Consider the following 8,341-nt stretch of genomic DNA (forward strand, 5'->3'; position numbering starts at 1 on the left):
TCCCGGCCGTAGGAGGCCCCGGCCCGGCGGGCCGGGGCCTCACGTGTCTAGCCGACCGGTGACTGTTGGCCATCCGGGCGTCCCGCGCCGTGTCAAACGCCGCGAGGCCGGGGATTTGTCTCTAGAGAACCTGGGCCAGAGTCCCGGAGGCGTCTTGAGCACAAAGGACACGATCGCCCTCCTGGCAGGGGGCGTTCTCATCGTCTCGCTGTTCGCCGGCACCAAGAGCACCCCGGCCACGGCGGCCAGCCCGCTCGGCAACGCCAGCGGCACCCTGCCCGGCCTGGCCGCGATCTCCACCGACGTGGACCGGGCCAAGGCGCGCGCGCTCATCAAGGACCTGCGGGTCAAGGGCCGCGGGGCGGGCACCGGCTACGAGCGGATCAGGTACGGCGACAACTGGGCCGACACCGCCACCGGCGTCCCGTACGCGCGCAACGGCTGCCGCACCCGCGACGACCTGCTGGCCCGCGACGGCCGCGACGTCAGGTACCGCAGCGGCTCGCGCTGCGAGGTCGTCTCCCTGCGCCTGGCCGACCCCTACACCGGCCGGGTCATCGAGTGGAGCAAGGACCGCGCCGACGAGATCCAGGTGGACCACGTCGTCCCGCTCGCCTACGCGTGGAAGATGGGCGCGCCGCGCTGGCCGATGTCCAGGCGCGTCGACTTCGCCAACGACCCGCTGAACCTGCTGCCGGTGGACGGCGACGCCAACGAGCAGAAGGACGCCTCGGGGCCGGCCAGCTGGCTGCCGCCGCAGCGGCACATCCGCTGCGCGTACGTGACCCGCTTCGCGCAGGTGGCGCTCAAGTACGACCTGCCCGTCACCCGCGAGGACAAGGACACGATGATCAGGCAGTGCAGATAGGTCAGCGCATGTCGAGCCACTCGAAGCCGTTCTTGAACGTCTGCGCGGCCAGCACCCGCTGCCCCTGCGCGTTCGGGTGGAAGAAGTCCCACTTGCTGATGTGGCTGAGCGTGAACGGGTAGGCGAACACCGCCCCCTGGTCCGTACGGCAGGCCGGCCCCAGCGTGGCGCACGCCTCGGCCGCCTCGCGGTTGTACTCGATCACCCGCGCCCGCACCCTGGCCCGGCGCGCCACGTCGGCCCGCTTGACCGACCCCGGGTTGGCCAGCATCGCCGGGCAGATCTTGCCGAGCGTCCAGAACGTGCGCGCGATCGGGTTGTCCTTGCCGACCTGCCACAGCCGGCGCAGGTCGGGGATGCTGGAGATGAACACCCGCGCCGCGGGCATGCCCGCCCGCAGCTCCTGGAGGGCCGCGTCCAGGCGCCGCCGGTAGGTCGCGACCGGCGTCATCTGCTTCTCGGTCGGCTTGCAGGCGTCCTGGGCGCCTATGAGGATCGTCACATAGTCGGCCTTGGCCGCGACGGCCTCACGGACCTGCTTCATCAGGTCCTCGCTGGTCGAGCCGGGCACGGCGAAGTTGCGGTTGTGTCCCTTGATCGCCCCGCCCAGGCCGGACAGGCGCAGGTAGTGGCTGGAGACCTCGGCGTTGTCGCCGGCCGACCAGGAACGTGAGGTGCACGAGACGTACCAGCCGCAGGCGTTGAACCCGGTCGAGATCGAGTCCCCCAGCGCCGCCATGACCTCGGGGACGGCCTCCCGCGACGAGGCCTGCGCTGAACCGGAACCCAGGAGAACGACCGCGGCGGCGGCGACAGGCGCCAGGCGAGTGATCATGGCCCAAAGGTAGGGACCGGCCATGGGAGCGACTATGTCGTTGGGGCAACAACTGCCATTTCAGGACCGTTTTCCTATCGCCGCTTGACAGTCCAGATCCGAAGAGGATGCCCTCAATACCAGCTCAGTTCCCGCTTTTTCATGGTTCGTTGACCGTAACCACTCATTCGCGGGGGTCACAGTCGAACGTGTTCAGTTCCCGCATAGAGTGTCTTGGGTGAGTGTCGCGCTCGGAACCACCCGCCCGCTGCCGGTTCGCACCACCCCCATAGGTGACCCCGGCAATCTGCTGGCCTCCCTGCCCCAGACCGCACCCTACGCCTGGATCAGGCACGGAGAGGGGCTCGTCGGCTGGGGAGAGGCCGCCCGCGTGTCCGTCCCCGCGGGGCCCGGCAGGTTCGCCTGGGCACGCCGCTGGCTCAACGCCCTGTTCGGCGACGCCCACATCGACGACGCCGTGGACGTCCCCGGCACCGGGCCCGTCGCCTTCGGCACCTTCACCTTCGACGAGAACTCCCCCGGCTCCGTCCTGGTCGTCCCGCAGGCCGTCCTGGCCAAGCGCGACGGCCGCGCCTGGCTGACGACCATCGGCGACGCGCGCCTTGAGCCCGTCACGCCCGTACGCGACCCCGGCCGGATCAGCTACGGCGACGGCAGCCTCAGCGCCCTCGAATGGGAGGGCGTGGTCGCCCAGGCCGCCAAGCGCATCCGCGAGGGCGAGCTGGAGAAGGTCGTGCTGGCCCGCGACCTGCTGGCCACCGCCGAGCGGCCGATCGACGTGCGGCTGCTGCTCGGCCGCCTGGCCCACCGCTACCCGGAGTGCTACACCTTCTCCGTGGCCGGGCTCGTCGGGGCCACGCCGGAGCTGCTGATCCGCCGTACCGGCCAGGAGATCGAGTCGCTGGTCCTGGCCGGCACCACGCCGCGCGGCGCCGGCCCGGCCGACGACTTCGCGCGCGGGCAGGCGCTGTTCGCCTCGGCGAAGGACCGGCAGGAGCACGAGTGCGCCATCGCGTCGGTGCGGCAGGCGCTCGGCCCGCTGTGCTCGTCGCTGCGGACGCCCGACGAGCCGGAGCTGCTGGTCCTGCCGAACGTGCAGCACCTGGCCAGCCACGTCACCGGGCGGCTGGCCGACGGCGCGTCCGTGCTCGACGTGGTCGCCGCCATGCACCCCACCGCCGCCGTGGGCGGCACGCCGACCGGCACCGCGATCAAGGTGATCAGGGAGCTGGAGGGCATGGACCGCGCCGGGTACGCCGGCCCTGTCGGGTGGATCGACGCCCACGGCGACGGCGAGTGGGGCATCGCGCTGCGCTCGGGCATCGTGCGGGGCCGCCGGGCGCGCCTGTTCGCCGGGGGCGGCATCATGGGCGACTCCGACCCCGGCTCGGAGCTGGCCGAGGCGCAGGCCAAGTTCCGGGTCATGCAGTACGCCCTGGAGGGCTGACCTCATCCGGCGGGGTCAGCCACGTGCACGGGGGCGCCGGCGACGAGCCGGGCCCGGCCGGCCGTCAGCGTGGCCAGCCAGTCGGCGAACCCGGCCTGCTCCTCCTGGCCCACCGCCACGGTGAACACCGCCCGTGAGCCGTAGGCCACGTCCGTGACCTGGTGCCGCGAGGCGCGCAGGTGGTTCTCCAGGCGGCCCGCCAGGTCGTGGGAGACCGACACCTCCATGAGCGTGGCCGGGACCATCCGCACCGGGGTCACCTGGTCGAGCGTCTCGGTCACCGCCGAGCTGTAGGCGCGCACCAGCCCGCCCGCGCCCAGCAGGGTGCCGCCGAAGTAGCGGGTCACCACCGCCACCACGTCGTTGAAGCCCCTGCCGATCAGCGCCTGGAGCATGGGCGTGCCCGCCGTGCCGCCCGGCTCGCCGTCGTCGTCGCCCTTCCGCGCCTCGCCGATCACGTACGCGGTGCAGTGGTGGTTGGCGCCCGGGTGCAGCAGGCGGCGCCCGGAGACGAACGCCGCCGCCTGCGCCACCGTCGAGACGGGCGCGAGCGCGCAGACGAAGCGGGAGCGGCGGGCCTCCGTCTCGTGCTCGGCCACGTCACTGAGGGTGAGATATGACGACACGTCCACAGGCTAGTGCCCGCCGCACTAGCATCGCCTTCATCCCCCGGCCGGCCCTCTGGAGGTGCCCGTGGACATCCCCGTGGACATTCGTGCGGACATTTCTACAGGCATTCCTGCAGGCATTCCGGTAGGCATTCCCGCGGACGTCGTGGACGACGTCATGCCGTACGCCGCCGTGGCGATCGGCGCCTACGGCGGCTCCGTCCTCGCCAAGACCACCGAACTGGCCGCCGGGTCGGACGTCGCCCGCGGCACCCGCGTCCTGCAGCGGATCTTCGGGCGCGGCGACGCCGCCTCCCGGCAGGCGATCGAGCGCGCGGCCGGCCGTCCCGGCGACCCGGCGGAGCTGCGCGCGGCCGTCGCCGAGGCGTTCGCGGCCGACCCGCGGCTGGCGGGCGAGATCGCCGCCATGCTGCCCGCCCGCGCGGCCGAGCTGCGCGGCTGAACTGGACGGTTGAGCTGGGCGGATGAGCTGCGCGGCTGAACTGGGCGGACGAGCTGGGCGCCCACTTCGTCCCGGTGGCCTGTGCACCCCGCACATGCGCGCCCACGCGGTGCGTCATACGGTGCTGTGATGAGCTACCGAGTCGCCATGGACATCGGAGGCACGTTCACCGACGTCGTCTGCCACGACGACCGCTCGGGAGCCGTCCTGGCCGCCAAAGCGCCCACCACTCCCGCCGACCTGGCCGACGGGGTGTTCGCCGCGCTGGGCCAGGTCGTCACCGACCCGTCCGGGATCGCGTTCTTCGTGCACGGCACCACCCAGGGCCTCAACGCCCTGCTCGAACGCAAGGGCGCCCGCGTGCTGCTGCTGACCTCGGCGGGCGGGCGCGACGTGTACCAGATCGCGCGCGGCAACCGCGACCGCATGTTCGACCTGCGCTACCGCAAGCCCGCCCCGCTCGTGCCGCGCCAGGACGTCATGGAGGCGGGCGGGCGGCTCGACTGGCGCGGCGAGGAGCTGATCCCCCTCGACGAGGAGGACGTGCGCCGGGCCGCCCGCCGCGTCCGCGAGGAGGGGTTCGACGCGGTGGCCGTCTGCCTGCTGTTCTCCTACGCCGACCCCGTCCACGAGCTGCGCGCCGGCCGGATCCTGCGCGAGGAGCTCGGCGACGGCGTGCTGGTCGTGCTGTCGCACGAGGTGGCCAGGGAGTGGCGCGAGTACGAGCGCACCTCCTCGGCCGTGCTGGAGGCGTACACGGGGCCGGTCGTCCGCGACTTCCTGGCCAGGATCGAGCACCGCTTCGCCGAACGCGGCCTGGCCGTGCCCGTGCACGTCATGCAGTCGTCCGGCGGCCTGGTCGACGCCTCGTACGCGATGCGTCACCCCCTGCAGACGCTGCTGTCGGGGCCGGTCGGCGGCACCATGGGCGGCGTCGCCGCGGCCCGGCTGCTCGGCCGCGACAACCTCATCTGCGTCGACATGGGCGGCACCTCGTTCGACGTGTCGCTGGTGGTCAACGGCAGGCCGGACGTCAGCTCGGAGGCCCACGTCGAGGGCCACCCGGTGCTGATGCCCATCGTGAACCTGCACACCATCGGCGCGGGCGGCGGCTCCATCGCCTACTCCGAGGCCGGGGCGCTGCGCGTCGGCCCGCGCTCGGCCGGGGCCGTGCCGGGGCCCGCCTGCTACGGGCGCGGCGGCACGCAGCCGACCGTCACCGACGCCAACCTGGTGCTCGGCCGCGTGGACCCGGCCTGGTTCGCCGGCGGGCAGCTCACGCTCGACGGCGACGCGGCCGGCGCCGCCGTCGCCACCCTGGCCGAGCGGCTGGCCATGGACCCGCTGCAGCTCGCCGAGGGCATCTGCGACGTGGCCAACGCCAAGATGGCCCAGGCGATCCGCACGCTGACCGTCGAGCACGGGGTCGAGCCGCGCGACTTCGCGCTCGTGGCCTTCGGCGGGGCGGGGGCGATGCACGCGGTGTTCATCGCGCGTGAGCTGGGCATCGCCGAGGTGGTCGTGCCGCGCTACCCGGGCGCGTTCTCGGCCTGGGGGATGCTGGAGGCCGAGGTGCGGCGCGACCTGACCTACCCGTACTTCCGGCCGCAGGACGCGCTCGACGGCCCGGACATGGCCGCGTGCCTGGCCGGGCTGGAGCGGCAGGCGCTCGACGCGCTCACCGGGCAGCGGGTGCCGCCGGAGCGGCGCAGGGTCGAGCACGCCGTGGACATGCGCTACGAGGGCCAGGACTACACGCTGACCATCCCGCTGCGCGACGCCGACGAGCCGGCCGAGCCGGAGTTCCTGGCCGAGATCGCCGCCCGCTACGCCGAGGCGCACACCAGCCGCTACGGCCACGCCACCCCCGAGGCGGCCGTGGAGTTCGTGATGCTGCGCAGCACCGGTTTCGGGACGTTCGAGCGCACCGCCGCCGGCCGGGTCAGGGACGAGGCCGCGGAGCCGTACGTGCGGGACGTGATCTTCGACGGGCAGGTGCACAGCACGCCGGTGCTGCGCCGCGACGGGCTGCCCGGCGAGTTCGCCGGGCCGGCGATCGTGGTCGAGCAGACCGCGACCACGGTCGTCCCGCCCGGCTGCATGGTCGGCGTGGACGGCAACGGGTTCCTCATCATCAAAGTCGACAACACCGCACGAGCGTGAAGGTGGACTCCCCCCTTGATTGACCCGATCACCACCGAGATCATCCGCTGCGCGCTCCTCCAGGCGGCGGAGGACATGAACACCACCCTCATCCGCAGCTCCTACACCCCCGTCATCTACGAGGCCAAGGACTGCGCCGTCGCGCTCCTCGACGCCGACCACAACGTGCTCGGCCAGTCGTCCGGGCTGCCGATCTTCCTCGGCAACCTGGAGGTGTGCACCCGCGAGACCGAGCGCCTGCACGGCCGCGACGTCTGGCGCGAGGGCGACGTGTGGCTGCTCAACGACTCCTACATCGGCGGCACGCACCTCAACGACGTCACCGTGTACGGGCCGATCTTCGCCGGCGGGGAGCTGGCCGGGTTCGCGGCCTCGCGGGCGCACTGGCTCGACGTCGGCTCCAAGGACCCCGGCGGCTCCATGGACTCGACCTCGATCTTCCAGGAGGGGCTGCGGCTCGGCCCGGTCAAGGTCTACGCGGGCGGCGAGCCGTGCCTCGACCTGCACGAGGTCATCGCGCGTAACGTCCGCTTCCCGCACGCCACGCTCGGCGACCTGCGCGCCCAGATCAGCTGCGCGCGGACCGGGCAGCGGCGCCTCACCGAGATCGTCTCCCGCTGGGGCGTGCCCACCGTGCTGGCCGCCCGCGACCAGATCTTCGCCCAGACCGAGGCGCTCGAACGCGCCGCCGTCGCCGCCATCCCCGACGGCGTCTACCGGGCCGCCGGCTTCCTCGACAACGACGGCATCGACCTGGGCACGCCGCTGCGCGTCGGCGTCACGGTCACCGTCTCGGGCTCGTCCATGGAGGTGGACCTGACCGACTGCGCCGACCAGGCCACCGGGCCGGTCAACTGCGGCGCCGCCCAGGCCGTGGCGGCCGTGCGGGTCGGCTACAAGCTGCTCGTCTCCGGCGACGTGCCGCTGAACGGCGGCTCCTTCCGTCCCCTGTCGGTCGCGACGCGGCCCGGCTCCATGCTGGCCGCCGAGTCGCCGGCCGCCTGCCAGTACTACTACTCCCACCTCGGGCTGCTCATCGACCTGGTGGTGGCGGCGCTGGCGCCCGTGCTGCCGGACAAGGCCGCCGCGGCCTCGTACGGGGACTCGATGATCGTCCAGTTCACCGGCACGGACCCGCGCACCGGCAAGCTGTACGTCTCCCAGGAGGCGACCGTCGGCGGCTGGGGCGCCTGGGAGGGCGGCGACGGCGAGACCTGCCTGATCAACAACGTCAACGGGGCGCTGCGCGACATGCCGATCGAGGTGCTGGAGACGCTCTTCCCGGTCCGGGTCACCCGCTACGAGATCCGGCCGTCCACCGGCGGCGCCGGCCGGTGGCGGGGCGGGAACGGCGTGGTGCGCGAGTACGAGTTCCAGGGCGACACGTCGCTGTCGCTGTGGTTCGAGCGCTCGGTCACGCCCGCGTGGGGCCTGGCGGGCGGCTCGGCCGGGGCGCCGCCGCGCGTCACGCTGGACCCCGGCGGCCCGGACGAGCGTGAGCTGCTCAAGGTGAACGCCCTGCCGGTGCCCGCGGGCACGGTGCTGCGCTGCGAGTCGGGCGGTGGCGGCGGCTACGGCCCGCCCGCGGACCGCTCCCCCGAGGCCGTCGCCGACGACCTCGCCCAGGGCATGACCGGTGCATGACCAGATCATGACCGGTGCATGACCGGTTCATGCTCAGGCCGTGATCACGCCCTGAGCCCGGTCAGCTCATCAGCACGTGGCAGGCCAGCTGGAGGGCCAGCCGGGTGGGGGCGTCGTCCAGGTCGTAGCCGGCGGCCCTGACGCGGTCCAGGCGGGTGGTGACGGTGTTGCGGTGGACGCCGAGGCGTTCGGCGGCCTTCAGCGCGCCGCCCTCGTCCAGGACGGCGGCCAGCGTCTCCAGCAGGGCGCCGTCCCTGTCCATGGACAGCAGCGGCCGCAGGATCGTGGCGGCGGGGGCGCGCAGGAGGCCCGC

The 8,341-nt window shown here is 73.1% G+C and carries 8 protein-coding genes; 5 read left to right on the forward strand and 3 right to left on the reverse strand.

Annotation, left to right across the window (positions count from 1 at the left end; genetic code table 11):
• Nucleotides 1–154: 154 nt before the first annotated feature.
• On the forward strand, nt 155–868 hold the full coding sequence (locus KME77_RS20130) for an HNH endonuclease family protein (RefSeq protein ID WP_219470053.1): 714 nt from the start codon (nt 155–157) through the stop codon (nt 866–868).
• A 1-nt stretch (nt 869) separates the two neighbouring features.
• Here KME77_RS20130 and KME77_RS20135 read toward each other — a convergent pair whose 3' ends face one another.
• Nucleotides 870–1,703 carry an SGNH/GDSL hydrolase family protein gene (locus KME77_RS20135; protein ID WP_219470055.1) on the reverse strand — a complete coding sequence of 278 codons (834 nt, stop codon included), beginning with the start codon at nt 1,701–1,703 and terminating at the stop codon, nt 870–872.
• A gap of 217 nt (nt 1,704–1,920) precedes the next feature.
• On the opposite strand from KME77_RS20135, the gene KME77_RS20140 reads away from it, so the two are divergent.
• Entirely contained in the window at nt 1,921–3,150 is a 1,230-nt protein-coding gene (locus KME77_RS20140) for an isochorismate synthase (protein ID WP_219470057.1), read from the forward strand.
• Between the two features lie 2 nt (nt 3,151–3,152).
• On the opposite strand, the gene KME77_RS20145 is transcribed toward KME77_RS20140, so the two are convergent.
• Entirely contained in the window at nt 3,153–3,776 is a 624-nt protein-coding gene (locus tag KME77_RS20145; protein ID WP_219470059.1) for an IMPACT family protein, read from the reverse strand.
• A 148-nt stretch (nt 3,777–3,924) separates the two neighbouring features.
• On the opposite strand from KME77_RS20145, the gene KME77_RS20150 reads away from it, so the two are divergent.
• The 3 genes from KME77_RS20150 (at nt 3,925) to KME77_RS20160 (ending at nt 8,028) form a co-directional block, all read left to right on the forward strand.
• Entirely contained in the window at nt 3,925–4,221 is a 297-nt protein-coding gene (locus KME77_RS20150; protein WP_219470060.1) for a hypothetical protein, read from the forward strand.
• Nucleotides 4,222–4,350: 129 nt separating this feature from the next.
• Nucleotides 4,351–6,384: a hydantoinase/oxoprolinase family protein gene (locus KME77_RS20155; protein ID WP_219470062.1), complete on the forward strand. Its 2,034-nt coding sequence runs from the start codon at nt 4,351–4,353 to the stop codon at nt 6,382–6,384.
• A gap of 15 nt (nt 6,385–6,399) precedes the next feature.
• On the forward strand, nt 6,400–8,028 hold the full coding sequence (locus tag KME77_RS20160) for a hydantoinase B/oxoprolinase family protein (RefSeq protein ID WP_219470064.1): 1,629 nt from the start codon (nt 6,400–6,402) through the stop codon (nt 8,026–8,028).
• 61 nt (nt 8,029–8,089) lie between these two features.
• Here the strand turns inward: KME77_RS20160 and KME77_RS20165 are convergent.
• Nucleotides 8,090–8,341: helix-turn-helix domain-containing protein (locus KME77_RS20165; protein WP_219470066.1), on the reverse strand; the 252-nt coding region annotated here is incomplete at its 5' end.

Source organism: Nonomuraea rhizosphaerae (genome assembly GCF_019396405.1).
Taxonomy (GTDB): domain Bacteria; phylum Actinomycetota; class Actinomycetes; order Streptosporangiales; family Streptosporangiaceae; genus Nonomuraea; species Nonomuraea rhizosphaerae.

What these genes read in the sequence shown, in the direction of transcription:
- KME77_RS20135 (WP_219470055.1), bottom strand. Translation starts at nt 1,703, where the DNA reads ATGATCACTCGCCTGGCGCCTGTCGCCGCCGCCGCGGTCGTTCTCCTG.
- KME77_RS20155 (WP_219470062.1), top strand. Translation starts at nt 4,351, where the DNA reads ATGAGCTACCGAGTCGCCATGGACATCGGAGGCACGTTCACCGACGTC.